We start from the raw sequence: 21,850 nt of genomic DNA, 5'->3' as shown, positions 1-21,850 counted from the left end.
GGGCTGGCCCATCTGAAAGGGACATCGTGCGCGACTCGGGCACATCTTCGGGGAATCGCAATGGCGACGTCGTTCTGGGCGACGACTGGATCGTGCCTGATGAGGGTGATGGCGAAGATCTGAAAGGCAGACGCGCGCGGCGCGGGTTCTTTTCTGTCAAGGGATCGCCGCTGACCCGCAAGATCATCATGTTCAACCTGATCGCGCTGGTCATCCTCGCGGCAGGTATCCTGTATCTGAATGATACGCGCGACAGCCTTGTGCGACAGCGCGCCAACGCCCTTGTGGGCGAGACCGAGCTGATAGCCAACGTCTTCGAGGCGACATTGCAGGCCAGCGATGCGTCTTCGGTCGGCGCGGCGGGAAGCGATGCCATTCTGGCGACGCTCAGCAACCTGAACCTGCGTCTGGGTGTCGAGGTTTTCGTGTTCGACACGGATGGAACGCTGGCCGGGCGTACCAAGGGCACACAGCAAAGCGCCACGCTGACGGCGCTGACACGGCAAGCCGATGGGCGCACCGTCATCACTGATGGGTTATCCAAGGTCTGGAGCGGGGCTTCGGCGGTGCTGTCGCCGCGCAGCAACGGGGCCAATCCGACGCTGGTGGAACAGCTTGGCGCGGCGGTTCCCGACACGCTTGCCAAGGGAACGATGGTGGAAACCGGGCTGGATACGGCGGGCGGCACCGTGCTGTCGGCTACCACGCCGGTTGAAATTGGCGGCCGGGCGATGGGCGTTGTGGCGATGGCCAGCCCGCAGGGCGAAATCGACCGGTTGGTGCGCGCCGAACGTGAGCGCGTGTTGCAGATGTTCGTGGTTGCGATCCTTGTCTCAATCGGGCTGAGCCTTGTTCTGGCCTCGACCATTGCCAACCCCCTGGCCGATCTGGCCGAGGCCGCCGAAATGGGGCGCGACCGGAATTCCCGAAAGGTCACCCCGGGGCGCATCCGTATTCCGGACCTCAGTGGTCGCCCCGATGAAATCGGGCGACTGAGCCGGGCGCTGCGGGGCATGGTATCGGCGCTCTACAACCGGATCGACGGGAACGAACAATTCGCGGCCGATGTGGCCCACGAAATCAAGAACCCCCTGGCCAGCCTGCAATCCGCCGTCGGCACGTTGCGCATGGTCAAGCGCGACGATCAGCGCGAACGCCTGCTGGACGTGATCGAACATGACGTAAAGCGGCTGGACCGTCTGGTCAGCGACATCTCGAACGCCTCGCGCCTCGACGCCGAACTGGTCAAGGAAGAGGAAGAACCGTTCGATCTGCTGCGGATGCTGTCAAACATCAACGGCTACCTGGGCGAAGATGCGCAGGCCAAGGGCATTGATTTCATTACCGATCTGCCGCCCGGCCCAATCACGATCCACGGGTTAGAGGCGCGGCTGGCGCAGGTTTTCGTAAACCTCATCACCAATGCGATTAGCTTCTGCGACGATGGCGATGCCATTCGCGTTTGGGTGCGGCGCCGTGACAATCGCGTGCTGATCGTGGTCGAGGATACCGGCCCCGGCATCCCCGAACAGGCGCTGGGCAAGGTGTTCAACCGGTTCTATTCGCAACGTCCCGAGGAGCATTTCGGTAACAACTCGGGCCTTGGGCTTGCGATCTCCAAGCAGATCGTCGAGTCGCATGGCGGTGTGATCTGGGCCGAGAATATCCGCCCGACCGACGCCGATCTGACATCTGAACCGCTGGGCGCGCGCTTTGTCGTGGGCCTTCCGGTGTGAGCGGTGCCGCCTGACCCTTCCATCGCCGAGGCGGACCACATCGAACACGCGTCCTGCGTCGCGTGGGACGGCCGCGCGCTGCTGGTCCGGGGCGCGGCGGGGCAGGGCAAATCCACACTTGCGCTCACGCTTATGGGGTACGGCGCTGTTTTGGTTTCTGATGATCGCACGCGTCTGTGGCGCCACGGCGCGACCATCATGGCCGATGCGCCCGACACCCTGCGCGGCCTGATCGAAGCGCGCGGCCTTGGCATCCTGAACGCCACGCCCGCCGGGCCCACGCGGGTTGTCGCCGCTGTCGATCTTGACCAACCCGAGCGCGACCGGTTGCCGCATACACGGCAGGTTGATCTGCTGGGGGTGGCGTTGCCCTTGCTAAACATGGGCGGCGCGCCCCATCTTGCGCCTGCCCTGCTGCAGTACCTCAAGGCCGGGCGACGGGACGATTTATGACACAGTCGGGATTGGCGCAGCTTGTACTTGTCACCGGGCCTTCGGGCGCCGGGCGGTCCACCGCGATCAACACGCTCGAGGATCTGGGATTCGAGGCGATCGACAACCTGCCGTTGCGGCTGGTGCCGCGCCTGCTGGAGGGGCCGGGGCCCGACCGGCCACTGGCGCTGGGTATTGATGCGCGCAATCGCGATTTTTCCGCCAGCGGGCTGGTGACCCTGATAGACGATCTGGCCGGGCGGCAAGGGCTTGACCTGAGTGTGCTGTATCTGGATTGCCGCAGCGACGTTTTGTTGCGCCGCTATTCCGAAACCCGCCGGCGTCACCCGCTGGCCCCTGCCGAAAGCACAGAGGCCGGTGTCGCGCGCGAGCTGGACCTGCTGGCCAAGGTGCGCGAACGGGCCGATACCTTGCTCGACACATCGGACATGAACGTGCACGAGCTGCGTGCCGAGATCGAACGTGGCTTTGCCCCCGATCAGGGCGGGCGATTGGCTGTCACCGTCTGTTCGTTTTCCTACAAGCGGGGGCTACCTCGGTCTAACGACATGGTATTCGACTGTCGGTTTCTTAAGAACCCCTATTGGGAACCGGCGCTGCGCCCGCTGGATGGCCGCCACCCCGAAGTGGACGCCTATATCGCCACTGATCCGCGCCGCGCGCCGTTCTTCGACCGGGTGCTGGATCTGGTGCGCCTGTTGCTGCCCGCCTACGCCGAGGAAGGAAAATCGCATCTGTCGATTGCCTTTGGCTGCACCGGCGGGCAACATCGCTCGGTCGCGCTGGCGCAATCGCTGGCCAAGGCTCTTGCGGAGGACGGCCAGCAAGTGTCAATTAGGCACCGCGAGCTTGAGGGCCGCACCAAGGATGAGACGTAAATCGTGATTGGTATCGTGATCGTGGCGCATGGCGGGCTGGCAAGGGAATACCTCGCCGCGATGGAACACGTCGTGGGCCATCAGCCCGGACTGAAAGCGGTCTCTATCGAGCCTGACCATGATCGCGACGCGAAGCAGCAGGAAATCTGTGCCGCCGCGGACGAGGTCGATCTGGGTGATGGCGTTGTAGTGGTGACCGACCTGTTCGGCGGCTCGCCCTCGAACCTGAGCCTGCTGGCCTGCCGCCCCAACAATCGGCGTATCCTGTATGGCGCGAACCTACCCATGTTGATCAAGCTGGCGAAAAGCCGCCAGCTGCCGGTGGGCGATGCGGTGCGCACTGCCATGGACGCGGGCAAGAAATATATCAACACGCAGAACGTAAGCACGGATTGAAAGCCCCACGGATGACCGACCTGACGTTGAAGATCGTGAATGAAAAGGGGCTGCACGCGCGCGCCTCGGCCAAGCTGGTCGAGGTGGTCGAAGCGTTTGACGCACAGGCCGAGGTCAGCCGCGACGGAATGTCGGCCTCGGGCGACAGTATCATGGGGCTTTTGATGTTGGCAGCCTCGCGGGGAACCAGTATTGACGTGCGAACATCCGGGCCCGATGCTGAGGCCCTTGCAAACGCCATTCAGGCGCTGGTGGCCGACCGGTTCGGCGAACCGATGTAAACGGCCCGGCGCCCGCTTGGAACAGGATAGGGAAACCTGTGGTTGACAGTTTTCACGACACGCCCGGGGTGACACCAGGGCTTGGCGGACAGGACAACGCCGAAGAGCGGGTCGATTTCAAGAAATACGACCGGCGCTCGTTGTCCTATGCAACAACTTTCGAAGACCCGTGGAAGGCCCAGCTGATCCGCGCGATAGAGCTGTTTACCGGCAAGCTGACCATCGTGCGGCTGATCCGCGAGTTTGAACGCCGCGGCGCCCCACGCGGGCAGGAATTCTGGCGCGCCTGTCTGGACGTGATGGGGATCGAGCTGACGACCCCGCCAGAACAGCTGGACCGCATCCCGAAAGAAGGCCCGGTGATCGTGGTGGCGAACCACCCGCACGGCATGGTTGACGGGATGATCTTTGCCGATCTGATCGGTCGCGTGCGCCCCGACTACCGCATCCTGACCCGGTCGCTTCTGACAGCCATCGACGATGTGGCGGGCAGCTACATGATTCCGGTGCCCTTCCCGCACGACAAGGACGCACAGCGCAAGGGCGTGGAAATGCGCGCCAAGGCGATGGAGCATCTGAAAGACGGCGGCGTTGTCGCGCTGTTCCCGTCGGGCGTCGTGGCGCATTCGGAAACCTGGTGGGGCCCCGCGGTCGAAGCCGAGTGGAACGTGTTTACCGCCAAGATGATCCGCCGTTCGGGCGCGCAGGTGGTGCCGATGCGTTTTCCGGGAGCCAATTCTCGGGCCTATCAGATCGCCAACAGAATCTCGCCGATCCTGCGGCAGGGGTTGCTGCTGCATGAGATCGTGTATTCGCTGAACAAACCGCAGGGGCCGATTGTCGGCCATCCGCTGTCGGCAGAGACCATCGCCGAACATGCCGACGATCCGCGCGGGTTCATGGCGTGGCTGCGCCAGCATACGCTTGATCTGAAAGACTAAGCCTCACGGCTGTAGACCACCGGGAACCAGTCTTCGCGCAAAGGCTCGCCAGCCTGCATCCCGTGCCCCGGAAAAGGGGGAGAGGTGGGGCCGGGCCGTTCAACATATCGCGCATCGTCCCCGACCAGCCGCAAGGAAAAGGCGCGGCGCCGCGCGTTTGACGTATTGCCCCGCGCGCCATGCAGCGTGCGGAAATCAAAGGCCACGGCGTCGCCCGGTTCCATCGCATATTCCACAATGCGCATCCCCTCGGCCTCGGGGTCGGGCACGGGCATGTAATCGCCTGCAAAAAACGCCTCTTCCGAAACCCAGCGCGTGGGCAGAACCTCTTTCTCCCACCGGTGCGAGCCTGCGACACAACGCAGAGTCGCCTCGCGAACCGGATCGAGAGGAGACCAGAAGCTGACGGTTTGCTGCCCGGCGACAAAGTAATAGGGGCTGTCCTGATGCCACGGCGTCGCCATCGAGGTGCCGGGTTCCTTCACCAGCACATGATCGTGGAACATCTGCACACGGCTTGCACCCATCAGATCGGCGGCAACGGCCCCGGCGGGGCTGTCCGCGACAACTTTTTGAAAAGCGGGAATGCGCGTCCAGTTGCAGTAATCGTCGAAGAACCGTCCGGTTTCGCCCGCGCGCTTGTTTTCAGATGCATAGGGTCCGGGATCGGCCATGTTCTGCGCCACGCCGTCGCGAAGCGTCTCGACGTAATCGGCGAATAGCCCGCGCACCAAAACCACGCCATCGCGTCGGTAGGTGTCGATGTCATCGGCAGTCAGCAGCGGATGCGGCATCGCCGCGCTCAGGATTTGCGGCGCAGGCGGATCACCACGTCGACCGAAGCGATTTCGCAGCCCGCAGGCGCATCGGGCACGCGGGTGATGACCAGCTGATCGGCGGGCGCATCGGTCAGCCGCGCGTCGTCTTCCCAAAAGAAATGCGGGTGATCGTGGGTGTTGGTGTCGAAATAGCTTTTCGATCCGTCCACGGTGACCTCTTGCAGCAGCCCGGCCTCACAGAAGGCGCGCAGGGTGTTGTAGACGGTCGCCAGCGACACCGGCGCGCCGTTGGCTTTGGCGGATTCGAACAGGCTTTCGGCGGTGACGTGGCGGTGCTGCCCGTCGCCCACCAGCAGCTCGGCCAGCGCAAGACGCTGGCGCGTTGGCCGCAGATCGGCCCGGCCCAGCCATTGTGTGGCGTAGTCAGCTGCGGATACGGTCATGCCTGGCTCTCGAAAGACTGCGTGGTTTCGCCCTATATAAAGGTGCGAATGCAGGGAATTCAAATGGAAATCCCTTCGCGGCCTCGGCCATGCCATGCGCCCGGATGCCCTGCGGCGGATTGCACGCGTACCATTCGCAGCCTTGCACCGGCGCGGGGGCGGGTGATAAGGGGGCAGAAATCAAAGACTATACCCAAACGCCCAACAGGCAGGAGAACCGCCCATATGACGGACTACCCCAGCAGTTTTGACAAGGACGATTTGCTGAAATGCGCGCGGGGTGAGCTGTTCGGGCCGGGCAATGCCCAGCTTCCGGAACCGCCGATGCTGATGATGGACCGCATCACCGAGATCAGCGCCGATGGCGGGGCCTCGGGCAAGGGCCATGTTGTGGCCGAGTTCGACATCACCCCCGACCTGTGGTTCTTCAAATGCCATTTCCCCGGAAATCCGATCATGCCGGGGTGCCTTGGCCTTGACGGGTTGTGGCAGCTGACCGGGTTCAACCTGGGCTGGCGCGGCATGAAGGGCCGTGGCATGGCGATGGGCGTGGGCGAGGTCAAGCTGAAGGGCATGGTCCGCCCCGACCGCAAGATGCTGACCTACTACGTCGATTTCACCCGCATCATCGACCGCAAGCTGAAGCTGGGCGTGGCCGATGGACGGGTTGTCGCCGACGGGGAAGAGATTTATTCCGTAAAGGACATGAAGGTGGGGCTGGCCACGTCAGACGACTGACACCGGGCCGCGCCACGCCATCGAAAGGGAGAGTTGCCGATGCGTCGCGTCGTCGTAACCGGATTGGGCGTGGTATCGTCCATCGGGAACAACAAGGCCGAAGTGCTGAATTCGTTGAAAGCGGGCACCAGCGGCATTGTCGCAAGCGAAGAAATGGCCGAGCACGGGTTCCGCAGCCGCGTGGCCGGAACGCTGAAGCTGGACGTGGCCGACCATGTGGACAAGCGCACGCTGCGCTTCATGGGGCCGGGGGCCGCCTATGCCCATATCGCCATGGCCGAGGCCATCGCCGATTCCGGGCTTGAGGACAGCGATATCGTGAACCCGCGCACCGGCCTTGTGGCCGGGTCGGGCGGGCCGTCGACCAGCGCGATGCTGACGGCGCATCAGGTGGTGCTGAACAGCGGCGCGACCAAGCGGATCGGCCCCTTTGCCGTGCCGAAGTGCATGTCCTCCACGATCAGCGCGAACCTGTCGACCGCCTACAAGATCAAGGGCATCAACTATTCCATCACGTCCGCCTGTTCGACCAGCCTGCATTGCATCGGCAATGCGGCGGAACAGATCATGATGGGCAAGCAGGACGTGATGTTCGCCGGCGGTGGCGAGGAACTGGACTGGACGCTGTCCTGCCTGTTCGACGCCATGGGCGCGATGAGCAGCAAGTACAACGACACCCCCGAAAAGGCGAGCCGCGCCTTTGACGCCAATCGCGACGGATTCGTGATCACCGGCGGCGGCGGCATCGTGGTTCTTGAGGAACTGGAGCACGCCAAGGCGCGCGGCGCCAAGATCTACGCCGAGGTGACGGGTTTTGCCGCCACCAGCGACGGGCACGACATGGTCGCCCCCTCGGGCGAGGGTGGCGAACGCGCGATGCGGCTGGCGCTGCAAACGCTGCCGTCGGACCGCAAGGTCGGCTATATCAACGCGCATGGCACCTCGACCCCGGTCGGTGACGTGGGCGAGGTTGAAGCCGTGCGCCGTGTCTTCGGGCAGGGCAGCACGCCGCCGATCAGCTCGACCAAGTCGATGACGGGCCACGCGCAGGGCGCGGCGGGCGCGCTCGAGGCGATTTTCTGCCTCTTGATGCTCGAGAACGATTTCATCACCCGGTCTATCAACGTCGAAACGCTGGATCCTGCGCTTGATGCCTCCGAGATTGCCACCGCCTTGGTGGAAAACGCGGGGCTTGATAGCGTGATGACCAACTCTTTCGGGTTCGGCGGCACCAACGGGTCGATGATCCTTTCGAAATATCACGGGTAAGTGTCTGGCATGTCGGATCAATTGAAGGGAAAGCGCGGGCTGGTCATGGGCGTCGCCAATGACCGCTCGATCGCCTGGGGTATCGCAAAAGCGATGAGCGAGGCCGGCGCCGAGCTGGCCTTTACCTACCAAGGCGAAGCCTTTGGCAAGCGGCTGGAGCCGCTGGCCGCCAGCGTCGGGTCCGATTTCATGGTGGATGTCGACGTGACCGACGATGCTTCGCTTGACGCGGCGTTCGAGCAATTGGGCGCGCGCTGGCCGACGATTGATTTCGTGGTGCACGCCATCGCCTTTTCCGACAAGTCCGAGCTGACCGGCCGGTTCCTGAACACCAGCAGAGCCAACTTCAAGAATTCGATGGATATCTCGGCCTATTCCTTCATCGAGGTAGCGCGCCGCGCCTATCCGCTGATGAAGGACAACGGCGGCACGCTTCTGACGCTGACCTATCAAGGGTCCAACCGCGTGGTGCCGAATTACAACGTGATGGGCGTGGCCAAGGCCGCGCTGGAAGCCGCGACGCGCTATCTGGCGAACGATCTGGGCCCCGAGGGCATCCGCGTGAACGCGATCAGTCCCGGGCCGATGAAAACGCTGGCCGGCGCGGCGATTGGCGGCGCGCGCAAGACCTACAAGCACACCGATCAGAACGCGCCGCTGCGCGCCAATGCCACGCTCGAAGCGGTCGGCGGCACGGCGGTTTACCTTGCCTCGGATGCGGGCGCCTGCACCACCGGCGAAATCATCCGCGTCGATGGTGGCTTTCACGTGCTGGGCATGCCGCAGGCGGAACATCTTTAGGAAACGAAAAACGCGGCCCCCGAGAGAGCCGCGTTTTCAATTCATGAGGCTGGCTCAGGCCGCCTGATCGATTCCGACCAGTTCGATGGCAAAGGTCAGATCCTTGCCTGCCAGCGGGTGGTTGGCGTCCAGTGTGACCTGCGCCTCGTCCACGTCGACCACGGTCACCGGCATCACTTGTCCTTCGGGCGTCTGCATCTGCAACTGCGTGCCGATGTCCAGCGGGATGTCGGCGGGGATGCCTTCGCGCGGCACGGCCTGACGCATTTCGGGGTTCAGCGGGCCGTAGGCCTGATCGCACGGCACATTCACGGTTTTCTTGTCGCCCACGGTCATGCCGGGCAGGGCGGCATCAAGGCCGGGGATGATCTGGCCTGAACCAACCTGAAACTCCAGCGGGTCGCGGCCCTCGGACGAATCGAACTGGGTGCCGTCATCCAGTGTGCCGGCATAGTGAATTTGTACGGTGTCGCCAGTCTTTACCTGGGTCATAAGCTCTCCGAATTTGGGGGGTGAATGGCAAAGGCCGCGCCAGGCGCGGGTGCTTTGGATTGGGTCCAGCCTAACGCACTGAGTGCTGATGTAAACCCGAACGCAAAACAGGCTTCCCCGAGATGATGTGCTGTGCAACGCTGGCGCGGGGAGTATTCAGTAAATGGGGGCCGTGATGGGGATCACGACGTGTGTATTCGACGCCTACGGGACGCTGTTTGATGTGGCGGCGGCGGCGCGGGAAGCCGCCCGCGACAGTGACAGCGCGCAGTTGAAGGAAAACTGGGCGGCATTGGCCGAACACTGGCGGCTGAAACAGCTGCAATATTCCTGGCTCCGCGCGATCACGGATTCGCACTGTGATTTCTGGCAGGTCACGCAGGACGGGCTGGACTGGGCTCTGGAAAAGACCGGGCTGGACGGCGATCCGGCTCTGCGTCAGCGGATGCTGGATTTGTACTGGCAACTGTCTCCCTATCCCGAAGTGGCCAAGATGCTGGCCGCGCTGAAACAGGGTGGGCTGAGCACGGCGATCCTGTCGAATGGCTCCCCCGCCATGCTGGAGGGCGCGGTGACTTCGGCCGGGCTGGCCGATGTGCTGGACGATGTGCTGTCGGTCGAAAGCATCGGCATCTTCAAGCCCGACGCGCGTGTGTACGATATGGTTGGCGAGCGCTTTGGCTGCGCGAAGGACGAGGTGCTGTTCGTGTCCTCCAACGGCTGGGATGCGGCGGCGGCGCTGGGCTATGGATTCAACACGGTCTGGGTCAATCGCGGCGGTGATCCGGTGGATCGCCTGCCCTGGGTTCCGCAGGTGACGGCCAGCGACCTTACGGGTATTCCGGCGCTGGCTGGGGTGTAGGCGCCCCTTGACCCCGGCGCGTCGGGGTGCAACCGATTGGCGCAACGATACGCGCAGGCAGGGACCACCATGACCACCATTCAGATGATCGACGCCGCCGCCGCGCGGCTGAAAGGCCACGCCCGGCGCACGCCGATCCTGACCTCGCCCTTTCTGGACGAGATCGCTGGGCGGCGCGTGCTGCTGAAGGCGGAATGCCTGCAACACACCGGCAGCTTCAAGTTTCGCGGCGGATGGTCGGCGGTGTCTGCGCTGGAGCCGGAGGTGCGCGCCAAGGGGGTGATCGCCTTTTCCAGCGGCAACCATGCGCAAGGCGTTGCCGCCGCGGCGAAGGGGCACGGCGTGCCTGCCGTCATCATCATGCCCGAAGACGCGCCGGCGCTGAAAATCGCCAACACCCGCGCGCTGGGGGCCGAGGTGGTGCTGTACGATCGTGCCACAGGCGACCGCGATGCGATTGGCGCCGATCTGGCGCAGCGGCGCGGGCTGACGCTGATCCGGCCGTTTGACGAACCGCTGGTGATCGCGGGGCAGGGCACCGTGGGGTTGGAAATTGCCGATGATGCGGGCGTAGAACAGGCCGATGTGCTGGTCTGCTGCGGCGGTGGCGGTCTGACCTCGGGCATCGCCCTGGCGCTGGAGGCGCGCGCGCCGGGCCTGCGCGTGCGCCCGGTCGAACCGCAAGGGTTCGACGACGTGGCGCGGTCTCTGGCGGCGGGGGCGATCCAGCGCAACGACCGCCTGTCAGGCTCGATCTGCGATGCGATCATCACGCCGCAGCCGGGCGACATCACCTTTCCGATCATGTCGCGCCTTTGTGGCCCCGGCATGGCCGTCACCGAAGAGGAGGCGCTGCGTGCCATGGCGCTGGCGTTTCAGCGTTTGAAAGTGGTGCTGGAACCGGGCGGCGCGGTGGCGCTGGCGGCGGCGTTGTTCCACGGCGATTCGATCGAAGGCGATGCTGTCATCGCTGTGGCCTCGGGCGGGAACGTGGATGCGGCGATGTTTGCCCGCGCGTTGGAAACGCTGGACTAGGCTCGCTTCAGAACCACTGGCCCGGCTCCATCAGGCCCAGGTCCAGCAGTTGGCGCGAATGCCACTCGAACGGGGTGGTGTTGTGCCAGCGGAAGGTCTCGATATCGAAGGTCGAGCCGGGGTTGCGTTTCAGCGCCTTGGCGGTACGGAAGGAACAGACCGCCGCCGTCAGGTTGTGATGCCATGGGCAGGCGTAGGTATTCAGTTCCTGCACATCAAAGGTGTAATCGGGTCGCAGCCGCAGGCCTCTTTGCGCGCGGAACAGCGAAATCCTGTCGATCCGGCGGCTGGTGGCAGGCACGTGTTCCTCGAACCGCCAGCGCAGCCCACCGTAGAAATCCAGCTGCCGGTCGCGCGGTGTGTCTGTGGCCGGATCGGTGCGGGCCAGCGCATAGTAACCTGATCGGTCAAGGCAGGCATCTTCCAGCGAGACCGCGCCGGGGTGGGCGGACAGATCGCCGGCGTACAGATCAACCACGTAGGTCAGCATCGCGTCGCGCCGTTCCTCGGTGTGAAAGGCCAGCATTTCGCCGATGCGGCGCGTTTCGCAGAACGGGTAGAACAGGTATTCGGCGTTGTAGCAATAATAGACCCACGCCCCGGCGGCGGCGTCGATCAGCTGGTTCACGGCGGCGACCATGGCCCCAGGCGCGGTGGTGTCACAGGCGACGCGGTGCACCCGCGCGGCGACATCCTGGGGCAGTTCGAACGCCTCGGGCATCAGCGCCAGCACCGGGTCGAATCCGCAGTGCAGGTGATGGCGCAGGGTGCTGTCCAGCTCGACCTCATCCTCGGCCAGAATCACGGCCACCGGGCCGCGCGCCAGAAGCCCGGCATCGCGGGCCAGAAAGCTGTCGATCGAGGGATGGCGGTTGCCCACGGCGGCGCCTTTGGTCTGAAGCTGGCAATTGCACGCAGAGTCGGGTATTTGCCGCCGCATTGCAAGGTGGGCGCGTATGGCGTAAGCCCGCCAGCCGACCCCGATCCGAAAGGCCCTGCCATGACCGCGCCGAAAAAGCTGTTTGTGAAGACCTATGGCTGTCAGATGAACGTCTATGACAGCGAGCGTATGGCCGAGGCGCTGGGCGGGCAGGGCTATGTCACCACGGATCGCGCGGACGATGCCGACATGATCCTGCTAAACACCTGCCACATCCGCGAAAAGGCAGCGGAAAAAGTCTATTCCGAGCTGGGCCGGTTCAAGGGGCTGAAGGAAGAAAAGCCTGATCTAAAAATCGGCGTGGCAGGCTGTGTCGCGCAGGCCGAAGGGGCCGAGATCATGCGCCGTCAGCCGCTGGTCGATCTGGTGGTGGGGCCGCAAAGCTATCACCGCTTGCCCGAGTTGGAAGCAAAGGCGCGCAGCGGCGAAAAGGCGCTGGATACCGATTTCCCGGAAGAGGACAAATTCGAAAAGCTGAAAGGCAAGCGCAAGGCGCAGCGTGGCCCGACGGCTTTCCTGACGGTGCAGGAAGGCTGTGACAAGTTCTGCGCCTTCTGCGTCGTGCCCTATACCCGGGGGGCCGAGGTGTCGCGCCCGGCCGACCGTATCCTGGACGAGGCGCGCGATCTGGTGGAACGTGGCGTGCGCGAAATCACCCTGCTGGGGCAGAACGTCAACGCCTACCACGGTGCGGGCGACGGCGGCGACTGGTCGCTGGCGCGGCTGATCTGGGCGCTGGACAAGATCGACGGGCTGGAGCGCATCCGGTTCACCACCAGCCACCCGAACGACATGGGCGACGACCTGATCGCGGCACACGGCGAATGCAGCAAGCTGATGCCCTATCTGCATCTGCCGGTGCAGGCCGGGTCGGACAAGATTCTGAAGCGGATGAACCGCAGCCACACCGCCGAAAGCTATCTGCGGCTGATTGAACGAATCCGCGCGGCGCGCCCCGACATCCTGATGTCGGGCGATTTCATCGTCGGCTTCCCCGAGGAAACAGAAGAGGATTTTCAGGCCACGATGGCGCTGATCGAAGAGGTGAATTACGGCTATGCCTATTCGTTCAAGTATTCGACGCGCCCCGGCACCCCGGCGGCGGAACGCGCGCAGGTGCCCGAGGATGAAAAGGACGACCGTCTGCAACGGCTTCAGGCGCTGATCACCCGTCAACAACGCGCCTGCCAGGATGGCATGGTCGGGCGCGAGGTGGGCGTGCTGTTCGAAAAGCCCGGGCGATTCGCGGGGCAGATGGTGGGCAAATCCGACTACCTGCACGCGGTGCATGTGACGGCGCCCGATGTGGCCGTGGGCGAAATCCACCGCGTGCGGATCGTGGACTCGGGCGCCAATTCGCTGGCGGGCGAGGTCATCGCCCCGGTCTGACCCGAAAGCCATCCACCGTTGTGAAACAATTTGACCTAGAGGTTTGAATTGTTTCCTGAATCCTGGGTTGCAGGCCGCGTTGCCGCAAAAATGCCGCAACTTTTCCCTGAATTGGATTATATTCCTTCATGAGCCGCGAGACTCGGCGGGTGCCCCGCCGGTTTTGGTGGGGATTGTTCATGAGGAAGATTGGTGTGTCGAAACAGAAGTTGAGACAGGCGATTGCGGGGGCCGTTGCACTGGCCCTGACTGTTGCCGGAGGTGCCGCAGCGGCGCAGAACAGCGGTGAAATGCGCAGCGAACGTTATGTGCCGTCGATCTGGGTTGATCCGGATGGCTGCGAACACTGGGTGATGGACGATGGGGCCGAGGGTTACATGACGCCTCATGTCACCCGCGACGGGCGCCCGGTGTGCCGGCGCGGCAAGGTGTGCGGCGTGATGCCGACCGACCAGTTCTTTGCCACCGACAAGGCGACGATCAGCCGCGAAGGGCAGGAGCGGCTGCGCAATTTCTTTGCCACGGCGACCGCCCGGTCGGGGTTCATTATCACGGGGCACACCGACAGCCGCGCTTCGGACGAATACAACATGGCCCTCAGCCAGCGCCGCGCCAACGCGGTGGCCCGCGTAGGTCAGTCGGCGGGCGCGCGTATCCTTGACGTGCGCGGCTATGGCGAACGCCAGCCCCGCGCCAGCAATGATACGGGGCGCGGCATGGCGCTGAACCGTCGTGTCGAAATCGTCTGTCTGCAATAGGGGCCGGGTTATGCGTATCACAAAGATCATCGCCGTCGGCGCCGCTTTGGCCACCTTTGCGGGCTGCACCGACACTATGGGCGACATGACGCTGGACCGGGGGATCGATTCGAAAAACCTTGGCCTGTTGCAGGCGGGAATCTGGGTCGATCCGAATGGCTGCGACCACTGGATCATCGACGACGGGCTCGAGGGCTATCTGAGCCAGCGGCTTGATCCCAATGGCAAACCTGTCTGCTCGGGCATCGCGCCGCCGAATACGGCGATTGGTCCGTTCAAGTCGGGTAGTTCCATCCCCGACCCGATCTAAGCATTTCCGGTGACAGCGGCCGCCCCAGCGTCGGGCGGCCGCTTCCCTTTGCCCGGCGAAGAACCGCCCAATTTCGGGCGTGAGCGTAGGGGCGGGCGCAAAAATTGTATCAGTTCCGCAAAATTGATCGCGGCGCGCTTGCGCGGGGCGGGCTGGGTTGGCAAGCTTGACCCAGACATCGAAGCAGCAGGAGAGCGGATTGGCCATTGGCGAGCTGACCCCACCGCACCCCACCGCACCCCAAGAGGTGCTGATCGAATTTCCCGACAACCGCCTGATGGTGGACCTGTGCGGCGAACATTCCCGAAACCTCGCCATCATCGAAGACGCGCTTGGCGTGCAGATCGTGCACCGGGGCAACCAGCTTGCGATGTTCGGATCGGCGCAGGACCGCGCGGCAGAGGTGCTGCGCGCGCTTTACGCGCGACTTGAGGCCGGGCGCGAGGTGACGCCTGGCGACATTGACCGCGAATTGCGCATGGGCGCCGGACGCGCGGTGCCCGAAGGCGACCAGCTGGAAATGTTCCGGGGCGGCAAGTTCGAGATCAAGACGCGCAAGAAAACAGTCGAGCCGCGCACCGACGCGCAGAAGGCCTATGTGCAATCGCTGTTCGAAAACGAACTGGCCTTTGGCATTGGTCCGGCGGGCACGGGCAAGACCTATCTGGCCGTGGCCGTGGGCGTCAGCATGTTCATCTCGGGGCAGGTCGACCGGATCATCCTGTCACGCCCCGCGGTCGAGGCGGGCGAAAAGCTGGGCTATCTGCCGGGCGATATGAAAGACAAGGTCGACCCGTACATGCAGCCGTTATACGACGCGCTGAACGATTTCCTGCCGGGCAAGCAGCTGGCCAAGCTGATCGAGGAAAAACAGATCGAAATCGCGCCGCTGGCCTTCATGCGGGGCCGGACCCTCAGTCGCGCCTTTGTTGTGCTGGACGAGGCGCAGAACGCCACCACCATGCAGATGAAGATGTTCCTGACCCGTCTTGGCGAAGGCTCGCGCATGGTGATCACAGGCGACCGCACCCAGATCGACTTGCCGCGCGGCGTGTCCTCGGGGCTGGCCGATGCGGAACGGCTGCTGAAGTCGATCCCGAAGATTTCCTTCAGCTATTTCACGTCGAAGGATGTCGTGCGTCACCCGCTGGTCGCCGCCATCATCGAGGCCTACGAGGCCGACGCGAAAGTGTAACGAAAAACGCCGGGCGCATGGCCCGGCGCTCCTTTGCTCAGTTCGCGGCGCTTAGCTTTTGCGGCGGCGGCGTATCGCGGCAAATGCGCCAAACCCGGCCAGCAAAAGGGGGGCCGAGGCAGGCAGCGGCACTGCACCCGGGGTAGGTGGCAGAACCTCTTCGGTGATGCCCGCATAGCGAACGCTGCCTTGCGAATAGTTATAGAACCCGAAAGACCCGTCGGTGAACTGCGAGCCATGCATGAGGCTGGAGTAGCTGATCTGCAAAACGCTATCGACGTAGACCTCGATCAAATCCTTGGTGAAGGTCAGCTCGAACGAATAGGTTGTGTTGTCCGCCCAGCCGGTCGAGCCAAGCGTTGCGGCGCGCTGGACTTCGCTGACCGGTCCGGAGTGGTTCCAGAACGGATCGCCGCCAACCACGACATTGCCGCTGACGTGGCTCAGCGACAGCCCGTCAACGGCGGGGCTCTGATCGCCCTGCTTCCAGTCGATCAGCCAGAAGTCGGCCGATGAGCTGTTCAATTCGCCGTCCTGATACCCAAGCACGAAGCCGATGAAATCATCGTCGCCTGTGGTTTCAACCTTGATTGTGCCAGCCAGCGCCGTGCCCTGTGCGTTCTCACCATCCTTGAAGAAGGCAGTGGGCTGACCGTTCACCGATTGGAAAACGCTGTCGTTTCCACTTCCCTGAACTTGCCAGTTATGGCTGCTGGAGTTTTTCCATCCGTCGGCCTGCCAGCCGCTCAGATCAACGGACACGGGTGCAGCAACTGCTGCAACTGGCATGATAACGGCCAGCGCAGTACCTAGTAAAAACTTTTTCATTGTGACACTTCCCTGATCACTCAAATTTTAAGTGACGCCACGGTATGCGGGCTCGATACGGCTGGGAAGTCGGGCCTGTCGAAATGCAAGCATTTTGGGGGCAAAAATTGGGCAGAACTCCGTCGCAGGAAACAGTGTGGCTGGATGAGCGAGATCGTTTCTGTTTCTGGGTTGTGAGCCAGATTTCCGGTGCACGTGTAAGGTGTGAGGCATATGACTGACGTAAGGGTTACCGATACCCGCATCGAATCCCGCCAGTGGAACGCGCTGGCGCTTGAACCGCTGGTCGAAGCGGCCGGGCAGGCTGTTCTGGCGCACCTCGGGATTGCACCCGAAGGCTGCGTGATCGCGGTTCTCGCGACGGATGACGCGGAAATCGCCCGCCTGAATACCGAATTCCGGGGCAAGCCGGTGCCGACGAACGTGCTCAGCTGGCCCGCGCAGGATCTGGCCGCCGAAGATGATGGCGACACCCCCGATTTGCCCGAGCCGGATCCGACCGGTGAAACCGAACTGGGCGATATCGCGTTGGCATGGGACACCTGCGCGCGCGAGGCGCAGGAGGCAGGCAAATCCGTGGCCGATCATGTGACCCATCTGACGGTTCACGGGGTGTTACATCTTTTGGGCTACGACCACATCCGTGACGCGGATGCCACGTTGATGGAAGGTATCGAGACGATTATACTTGGCAGAATGGGCATCGCGGACCCATATAGCTGATCGGATGCCCCCGGCGCGGCCGCGCCATGCATTATCGGAAAAGGACAGATGAACGACACGGAAGACGGATCTAGCGCAGCGCAAAGCGCGCTTTCGCAGTCCAGCGCCACAGATAGCGCCGAATCGCAGCCCGAGGAACGGTCAGGATTTTTCGGCCGGATCATCGAGGCTCTTACTCCGGTAGAGGAGGTTGAGGACGACGGTGCCAACCGGCGCGACGCGCCGCGTGGGCTTGCCAACCTGCGGCGTATGCGGGTGGAGGATGTGGCGGTTCCCACCGCTGAAATCACGGCCGTTCCATCGACCATCAGCAAATCCGATCTGGTTGACGTGTTCCGCGACAGCGGGATGACCCGCGTGCCTGTCTACGACGGCACGTTGGATACGCCTGTGGGAATGATCCACCTGAAGGATTTCGCGCTGAATCATGGGTTCAACGGCGGCTCTGACGAGTTCGACATTTCTACGCTGCTGCGTCCGTTGCTGTATGTACCGCCTTCGATGCCGATTGGCGTGCTGCTGACCAAGATGCAGGCCGAGCGCCGCCATATGGCGCTGGTGATCGACGAATACGGCGGGGTCGACGGGCTGGTCACGATCGAGGATCTGATCGAACAGGTCGTGGGCGAGATCGAAGACGAACACGACATCGACGAAGACAAAAGCTGGGTCAAGGAAAAGCCCGGCCAGTACATTGCGCTGGCCAAAACCCCGCTTGAGGATTTCGAGGCCGAAATCGGCCGCTCGCTGACCGACCACGACGAGGTCGACGAGGAAGAGATCGACACGCTGGGCGGGCTGGTCTTCATGCTGTCGGGCCGTGTGCCCACAAGGGGCGAGGTCGTGGCCCACCCCGATGGGCCTGAATTCGAAGTGGTCGACGCCGATCCCCGGCGTATCAAGCGGTTGCGGGTGCGGCTGGTCGGCCCAGCCGAATGACTCGATGACCGGCGACAGCCGCCTGCGCCTGGCGGGGCGCGCCCTTGCCTGCGCGGTGCTGGGTGCCGTTGGTGCGCTGGGGCTGGCGCCATTCGGGTATCCGATCGCAACGGTGATCGCGCTGGCGCTGGTGCCCGTGGCGCTGGGCACAACGTGGCGCGGCGCGGCACTGTGCGGCTGGGCTTTTGGAACCGGGTATTTCGCCTTGGCGCTTGCCTGGATTGTCGAGCCGTTTCTGGTGGATGTCGCGCGCCATGGCTGGATGGCGCCCTTTGCGCTGATCTTCATGGCGGGAGGCTTGGCGCTGTTCTGGGGCGCGGCCTTCTGGATGGCCGCGCGTCTGTCGGACCGCCCGGTGCCGCGCGTGGCGGCTCTGATCGTCACATGGACCCTGGCCGAGATGGCGCGCGGCTGGGTGCTGACGGGGTTTCCATGGGCGGCACCTGCGCAAATCTGGGTCGGCACCCCGGCGGATCGATGGCTGGCCTATATCGGCCCCGAGGGGTTGACCCTGCTGACATTCGCGGCCGCGCTGCCGCTGGGCCTGACGTTGAGCGCGCCGAGGTGGGCCAAGGGCGTGTTGCCGTTCATGTTGATTGCCGTCATCACGCAGCTTCTGCGCTTTGCCGGGCCTGTCGCCACGACCGGCACTGGCCAGATCGTGCGGCTGGTGCAGCCCAACGCCCCGCAGCATCAGAAGTGGGATCCGGCCTTCATGCCGATCTTTTTCAATCGTCAGATCGACTATACCTCTGCAGAACCGCGCCCCGATCTTGTGGTCTGGCCCGAGGCGTCTCTGCCCGGCTTCATCCCCGTGGTGGACGATCCGCTGGCGGCCGTAGGGCAGGCGGCGGGCGGTGCGCAGGTTGCCGTGGGCACGGTGCACGGCAATGGGCAGGAGTATTTCAACAGCCTGCTGCGGCTCGACGAAAGCGGCCAACTGACAGAGGTGTATGACAAGCACCACCTTGTTCCCTTTGGCGAATATGTACCCCTGCGCCGCTACCTCCCGGAATTTGGCTTGCGCGCGCTTGCGCAGGTAATGCCGGGCGACATGGCGGCGGGGCCGGGGCCGCAGCTGGTGGATTTCGGCGATCTGGGCCGCGCGCTGCCGCTGATCTGCTACGAAGCGGTGTTTCCACGCGATGTGGCCGCCGCGCCGGAACGCCCGGACTTCCTGCTGCAAATCACCAATGACGCGTGGTTCGGCACATGGTCGGGCCCGTATCAGCACCTCGCGCAGGCGCGGATGCGGGCGATTGAACAGGGTATCCCGATGGTCCGCGCGGCCAATACCGGCGTGTCGGCCATGATCGACCCGCTGGGGCGGATCCGCGCCTCTCTGCCGCTGGGGCAGGCAGGGTATGTGGATGCCGAACTGCCCGCGCCGCTGCCGCCGACGCTCTATTCCCGCATGGGCGATGTGCCGGTTCTGCTGTTGCTTTTTCTGGCGTTGACGAATTTCGCAGCTGCGCGCCTGCGCCGCCCCCGCGCGGCTTGACCAAAGCGCAGACAGGGCGTAACCCGGTCGAATTGCATCACAACGGCTTCCTGGCGTGGTGTTTTACATTCAATGGAGCGCTTTCAATGGCCCGCAAGAACTATATCTTCACCTCGGAATCCGTGTCCGAGGGCCACCCCGACAAGGTCTGCGACCGCATCTCGGATGCCGTGCTTGACGCCTTCCTGAGCGAAGAGGCCGAAGCCCGCGTTGCTGCCGAGACTTTCGCCACCACTAATCGCGTGGTGATCGGGGGCGAAGTGGGCCTGTCCGATCAGGACAAGCTGCACGATTACATGGGCCGGATCGAGGGCATCGCCCGCGAATGCATCCGCGATATCGGCTACGAGCAGGACAAGTTTCATTGGAAAACCTGTGAAATCACCAACCTTCTGCACGAACAGTCCGCCCATATCGCCCAAGGCGTGAATGCGGCCGAAAACAAGGACGAAGGCGCCGGCGACCAGGGCATCATGTTCGGCTTCGCCACAAATGAAACCGAGGCGCTGATGCCCGCGCCGATCCAGTACAGCCACGCGATCCTGCGCCGCTTGGCCGAGGTGCGCAAGAATGGCACCGAACCGGCACTTGGCCCAGATGCCAAAAGCCAGCTTTCGGTGATCTACCGCGATGGCAAGCCGGTCGGCATCCATTCGCTGGTGCTCTCGACGCAGCACCTGGACGAAAGCCTGACTTCGGAGGACATCCGCGCCATCGTCGCCCCCTATTTCCACGAAGTCCTGCCCGAAGGCTGGCTGACCGATGACACCATCTGGCACGTGAACCCGACCGGCAAGTTCGTGATCGGCGGCCCCGATGGCGATGCCGGCCTGACCGGGCGCAAGATCATCGTCGACACCTACGGCGGCGCGGCGCCCCACGGCGGCGGTGCGTTTTCCGGCAAGGATCCGACCAAGGTCGACCGCTCGGCCGCCTATGCGGCTCGGTATCTGGCGAAGAACGTCGTCGCCGCAGGCATGGCCGACAAATGCACGATCCAGCTGAGCTATGCGATTGGCGTGAGCGAACCGCTGTCGATCTATGCCAATACGCACGACACCGGCGAAGTGCCCCCGGCCGCCATTGAAAAGGCGATCCGCAAAGTCATGAGCCTGACCCCGCGCGGCATCCGCGAGCACCTGCAACTGAACAAGCCGATCTACCAGCGTACTGCGGCTTATGGCCACTTTGGTCGTGCGCCCGAAGCCGACGGCGGGTTCAGCTGGGAACGCACCGATCTGGTCGAGGCGCTGCAAAACGCCGTCTGAGCCGGATCGGGCAGACCTTTGTGAAACGCCCGGCCCGCAAACGGCCGGGCGTTTTGCATTTCGGGTCTTGCGCCGTCCTGCATTCGCCCTTTTCCGCCGCCACCACGCATGGCATGTATCGGCAACTGCCCTGTCGGACACTCCAAGGCTGACACAGGCAAGAACGGCGCCAGGCGTCACAACGGCAGGAGGAGCGATGTTCCGTATGTGGCTGACGGTACTCTGGTGTTTCGCGGCGGGTATCGCCTTGGCACAGCCTACGACGCAGGGCGCAGAGCCGGGTGCCGGGGCGGGCCAAGTGCACCCCGACGGCAAATTGCGCCTGGAAGGCGAGACGCTCATCTACAACACCGAAACCCCCGGCCCGGACGAGATGACCGGCATCGTCAGCGACGATATCGACCGCCTGCTGGAGCTTCTGCGCGGCCCCGACCCGATCACCACCCTGCAGCTGAACTCGGCCGGAGGCGAGGTCTATGCCGCATCGCAGATCAGCGATATCGTGATCGATTTCGAACTCGACACCCATGTGCACGGCGACTGCGACAGCTCTTGCGTCACGATCTTCCTGGCCGGGGCGCGGCGCAGCATGTCGCGCGGATCGCGGATCGGGTTTCACCAGATTTTCTGGTCGGCCGAGAATATCGCCACCTATTACGACCGCGAAGCGCCGGGGCAGGGGTGGCAGACACCGTGGGATTTCGCGGCGTGGATGTACCTGGATACGCAGGAAGAAATCTACGCTCACCTGACCTACATCGTGTCGCGTGGGGTGGACCCGGGCTTTGCAATCGAAACGCTGCGCACGCCGCAGGCTGACATGTGGCGGCCCTACCGTGCCGAACTGCTGGCCGCAGGTGTGCTGACGGAATAGGCGCGCGCCGCTTGCCCTGAA

At 63.7% G+C, this 21,850-nt stretch carries 25 protein-coding genes and 1 riboswitch; of the genes, 20 read left to right on the top strand and 5 right to left on the bottom strand.

From position 1 onward, the window contains the following. The first annotated feature begins 26 nt into the window (after positions 1 to 26). The 6 genes from FGK64_RS05555 to FGK64_RS05530 all read left to right on the top strand — a co-directional run bounded on the left by FGK64_RS05555 (position 27) and on the right by FGK64_RS05530 (position 4,685). Positions 27 to 1,736 (top strand): sensor histidine kinase, encoded by a 1,710-nt coding sequence (locus tag FGK64_RS05555; RefSeq protein WP_138862767.1) that lies wholly within the window; start codon positions 27 to 29, stop codon positions 1,734 to 1,736. Positions 1,737 to 1,739: 3 nt separating this feature from the next. Further along, positions 1,740 to 2,189, top strand: a complete 450-nt coding sequence (locus tag FGK64_RS05550; RefSeq protein WP_246057677.1) for an HPr kinase/phosphorylase — start codon at positions 1,740 to 1,742, stop codon at positions 2,187 to 2,189. Next, positions 2,186 to 3,067, top strand: a complete 882-nt coding sequence (gene rapZ / locus FGK64_RS05545; protein ID WP_138862766.1) for an RNase adapter RapZ — start codon at positions 2,186 to 2,188, stop codon at positions 3,065 to 3,067. The genes FGK64_RS05550 and rapZ overlap by 4 nt, the downstream gene beginning before the upstream one ends. A 3-nt stretch (positions 3,068 to 3,070) precedes the next feature. Continuing rightward, positions 3,071 to 3,463, top strand: coding sequence for a PTS sugar transporter subunit IIA (locus FGK64_RS05540; protein WP_138862765.1), 393 nt, complete (start codon positions 3,071 to 3,073; stop codon positions 3,461 to 3,463). Positions 3,464 to 3,474: 11 nt separating this feature from the next. After that, entirely contained in the window at positions 3,475 to 3,744 is a 270-nt protein-coding gene (locus FGK64_RS05535) for an HPr family phosphocarrier protein (protein WP_138862764.1), read from the top strand. A 68-nt stretch (positions 3,745 to 3,812) separates the two neighbouring features. Next, positions 3,813 to 4,685, top strand: coding sequence for a lysophospholipid acyltransferase family protein (locus FGK64_RS05530; protein ID WP_138863073.1), 873 nt, complete (start codon positions 3,813 to 3,815; stop codon positions 4,683 to 4,685). On the opposite strand, the gene FGK64_RS05525 is transcribed toward FGK64_RS05530, so the two are convergent. Further along, positions 4,682 to 5,479, bottom strand: coding sequence for a phytanoyl-CoA dioxygenase family protein (locus FGK64_RS05525; RefSeq protein WP_138862763.1), 798 nt, complete (start codon positions 5,477 to 5,479; stop codon positions 4,682 to 4,684). The two genes, FGK64_RS05530 and FGK64_RS05525, sit on opposite strands and share 4 nt — an antisense overlap. Positions 5,480 to 5,487: 8 nt before the next feature. Next, positions 5,488 to 5,907: an iron response transcriptional regulator IrrA gene (irrA, locus tag FGK64_RS05520; protein ID WP_138862762.1), complete on the bottom strand. Its 420-nt coding sequence runs from the start codon at positions 5,905 to 5,907 to the stop codon at positions 5,488 to 5,490. A gap of 225 nt (positions 5,908 to 6,132) precedes the next feature. Between irrA and fabA the strand changes: the two genes are divergently transcribed. The 3 genes from fabA to FGK64_RS05505 are packed head-to-tail and all read left to right on the top strand — an operon-like array spanning position 6,133 to position 8,715. After that, on the top strand, positions 6,133 to 6,645 hold the full coding sequence (fabA, locus tag FGK64_RS05515) for a bifunctional 3-hydroxydecanoyl-ACP dehydratase/trans-2-decenoyl-ACP isomerase (protein ID WP_138862761.1): 513 nt from the start codon (positions 6,133 to 6,135) through the stop codon (positions 6,643 to 6,645). Positions 6,646 to 6,684: 39 nt separating this feature from the next. After that, positions 6,685 to 7,914: a beta-ketoacyl-ACP synthase I gene (gene fabB / locus FGK64_RS05510; protein ID WP_138862760.1), complete on the top strand. Its 1,230-nt coding sequence runs from the start codon at positions 6,685 to 6,687 to the stop codon at positions 7,912 to 7,914. A gap of 9 nt (positions 7,915 to 7,923) precedes the next feature. Next, positions 7,924 to 8,715, top strand: coding sequence for an enoyl-ACP reductase FabI (locus FGK64_RS05505; RefSeq protein WP_138862759.1), 792 nt, complete (start codon positions 7,924 to 7,926; stop codon positions 8,713 to 8,715). Between the two features lie 54 nt (positions 8,716 to 8,769). Here FGK64_RS05505 and FGK64_RS05500 read toward each other — a convergent pair whose 3' ends face one another. After that, on the bottom strand, positions 8,770 to 9,207 hold the full coding sequence (locus FGK64_RS05500) for an FKBP-type peptidyl-prolyl cis-trans isomerase (RefSeq protein ID WP_138862758.1): 438 nt from the start codon (positions 9,205 to 9,207) through the stop codon (positions 8,770 to 8,772). Positions 9,208 to 9,382: 175 nt separating this feature from the next. Here FGK64_RS05500 and FGK64_RS05495 point away from each other — a divergent pair, with 175 nt between their 5' ends. Beyond that, positions 9,383 to 10,069: a haloacid dehalogenase type II gene (locus FGK64_RS05495; RefSeq protein WP_138862757.1), complete on the top strand. Its 687-nt coding sequence runs from the start codon at positions 9,383 to 9,385 to the stop codon at positions 10,067 to 10,069. A gap of 69 nt (positions 10,070 to 10,138) precedes the next feature. Then, a complete protein-coding gene (locus tag FGK64_RS05490) occupies positions 10,139 to 11,104 on the top strand; it encodes a threonine ammonia-lyase (RefSeq protein WP_138862756.1) in 966 nt (321 codons plus the stop codon). A 7-nt stretch (positions 11,105 to 11,111) separates the two neighbouring features. Here FGK64_RS05490 and FGK64_RS05485 read toward each other — a convergent pair whose 3' ends face one another. After that, complete coding sequence (locus tag FGK64_RS05485) at positions 11,112 to 12,044, bottom strand: hypothetical protein (protein WP_425456598.1); 933 nt, start codon at positions 12,042 to 12,044, stop codon at positions 11,112 to 11,114. Between the two features lie 60 nt (positions 12,045 to 12,104). Between FGK64_RS05485 and miaB the strand changes: the two genes are divergently transcribed. The 4 genes from miaB (at position 12,105) to FGK64_RS05465 (ending at position 15,696) form a co-directional block, all read left to right on the top strand. Beyond that, positions 12,105 to 13,433, top strand: coding sequence for a tRNA (N6-isopentenyl adenosine(37)-C2)-methylthiotransferase MiaB (gene miaB, locus FGK64_RS05480; protein ID WP_138862755.1), 1,329 nt, complete (start codon positions 12,105 to 12,107; stop codon positions 13,431 to 13,433). A gap of 179 nt (positions 13,434 to 13,612) precedes the next feature. Then, positions 13,613 to 14,191 (top strand): OmpA family protein, encoded by a 579-nt coding sequence (locus FGK64_RS05475; protein ID WP_138862754.1) that lies wholly within the window; start codon positions 13,613 to 13,615, stop codon positions 14,189 to 14,191. Positions 14,192 to 14,201: 10 nt separating this feature from the next. Then, positions 14,202 to 14,501, top strand: coding sequence for a hypothetical protein (locus tag FGK64_RS05470; protein ID WP_138862753.1), 300 nt, complete (start codon positions 14,202 to 14,204; stop codon positions 14,499 to 14,501). Between the two features lie 199 nt (positions 14,502 to 14,700). Next, positions 14,701 to 15,696: a PhoH family protein gene (locus tag FGK64_RS05465; RefSeq protein ID WP_138863071.1), complete on the top strand. Its 996-nt coding sequence runs from the start codon at positions 14,701 to 14,703 to the stop codon at positions 15,694 to 15,696. 51 nt (positions 15,697 to 15,747) lie between these two features. On the opposite strand, the gene FGK64_RS05460 is transcribed toward FGK64_RS05465, so the two are convergent. Beyond that, positions 15,748 to 16,524: a VPLPA-CTERM sorting domain-containing protein gene (locus tag FGK64_RS05460; protein ID WP_138862752.1), complete on the bottom strand. Its 777-nt coding sequence runs from the start codon at positions 16,522 to 16,524 to the stop codon at positions 15,748 to 15,750. A gap of 213 nt (positions 16,525 to 16,737) precedes the next feature. Here FGK64_RS05460 and ybeY point away from each other — a divergent pair, with 213 nt between their 5' ends. The 5 genes from ybeY to FGK64_RS05435 all read left to right on the top strand — a co-directional run bounded on the left by ybeY (position 16,738) and on the right by FGK64_RS05435 (position 21,829). Beyond that, positions 16,738 to 17,247: an rRNA maturation RNase YbeY gene (gene ybeY / locus FGK64_RS05455; RefSeq protein ID WP_138862751.1), complete on the top strand. Its 510-nt coding sequence runs from the start codon at positions 16,738 to 16,740 to the stop codon at positions 17,245 to 17,247. Between the two features lie 48 nt (positions 17,248 to 17,295). Further along, positions 17,296 to 18,186, top strand: a complete 891-nt coding sequence (locus tag FGK64_RS05450; protein WP_138862750.1) for a hemolysin family protein — start codon at positions 17,296 to 17,298, stop codon at positions 18,184 to 18,186. Positions 18,187 to 18,190: 4 nt separating this feature from the next. After that, a complete protein-coding gene (gene lnt, locus FGK64_RS05445) occupies positions 18,191 to 19,687 on the top strand; it encodes an apolipoprotein N-acyltransferase (RefSeq protein WP_138862749.1) in 1,497 nt (498 codons plus the stop codon). A gap of 31 nt (positions 19,688 to 19,718) precedes the next feature. Further along, positions 19,719 to 19,767: riboswitch (SAM-SAH riboswitch) on the top strand. 6 nt (positions 19,768 to 19,773) lie between these two features. Then, on the top strand, positions 19,774 to 20,955 hold the full coding sequence (gene metK / locus FGK64_RS05440) for a methionine adenosyltransferase (protein WP_138862748.1): 1,182 nt from the start codon (positions 19,774 to 19,776) through the stop codon (positions 20,953 to 20,955). A gap of 196 nt (positions 20,956 to 21,151) precedes the next feature. Then, entirely contained in the window at positions 21,152 to 21,829 is a 678-nt protein-coding gene (locus FGK64_RS05435) for a COG3904 family protein (protein WP_246057676.1), read from the top strand. Positions 21,830 to 21,850 lie beyond the last annotated feature (21 nt).

The sequence above is a fragment of the Arenibacterium halophilum genome (assembly GCF_005938225.1).
Taxonomy (GTDB): Bacteria; Pseudomonadota; Alphaproteobacteria; order Rhodobacterales; family Rhodobacteraceae; genus Arenibacterium; species Arenibacterium halophilum.
This window is presented reverse-complemented; position numbering and strand designations above follow the sequence as displayed.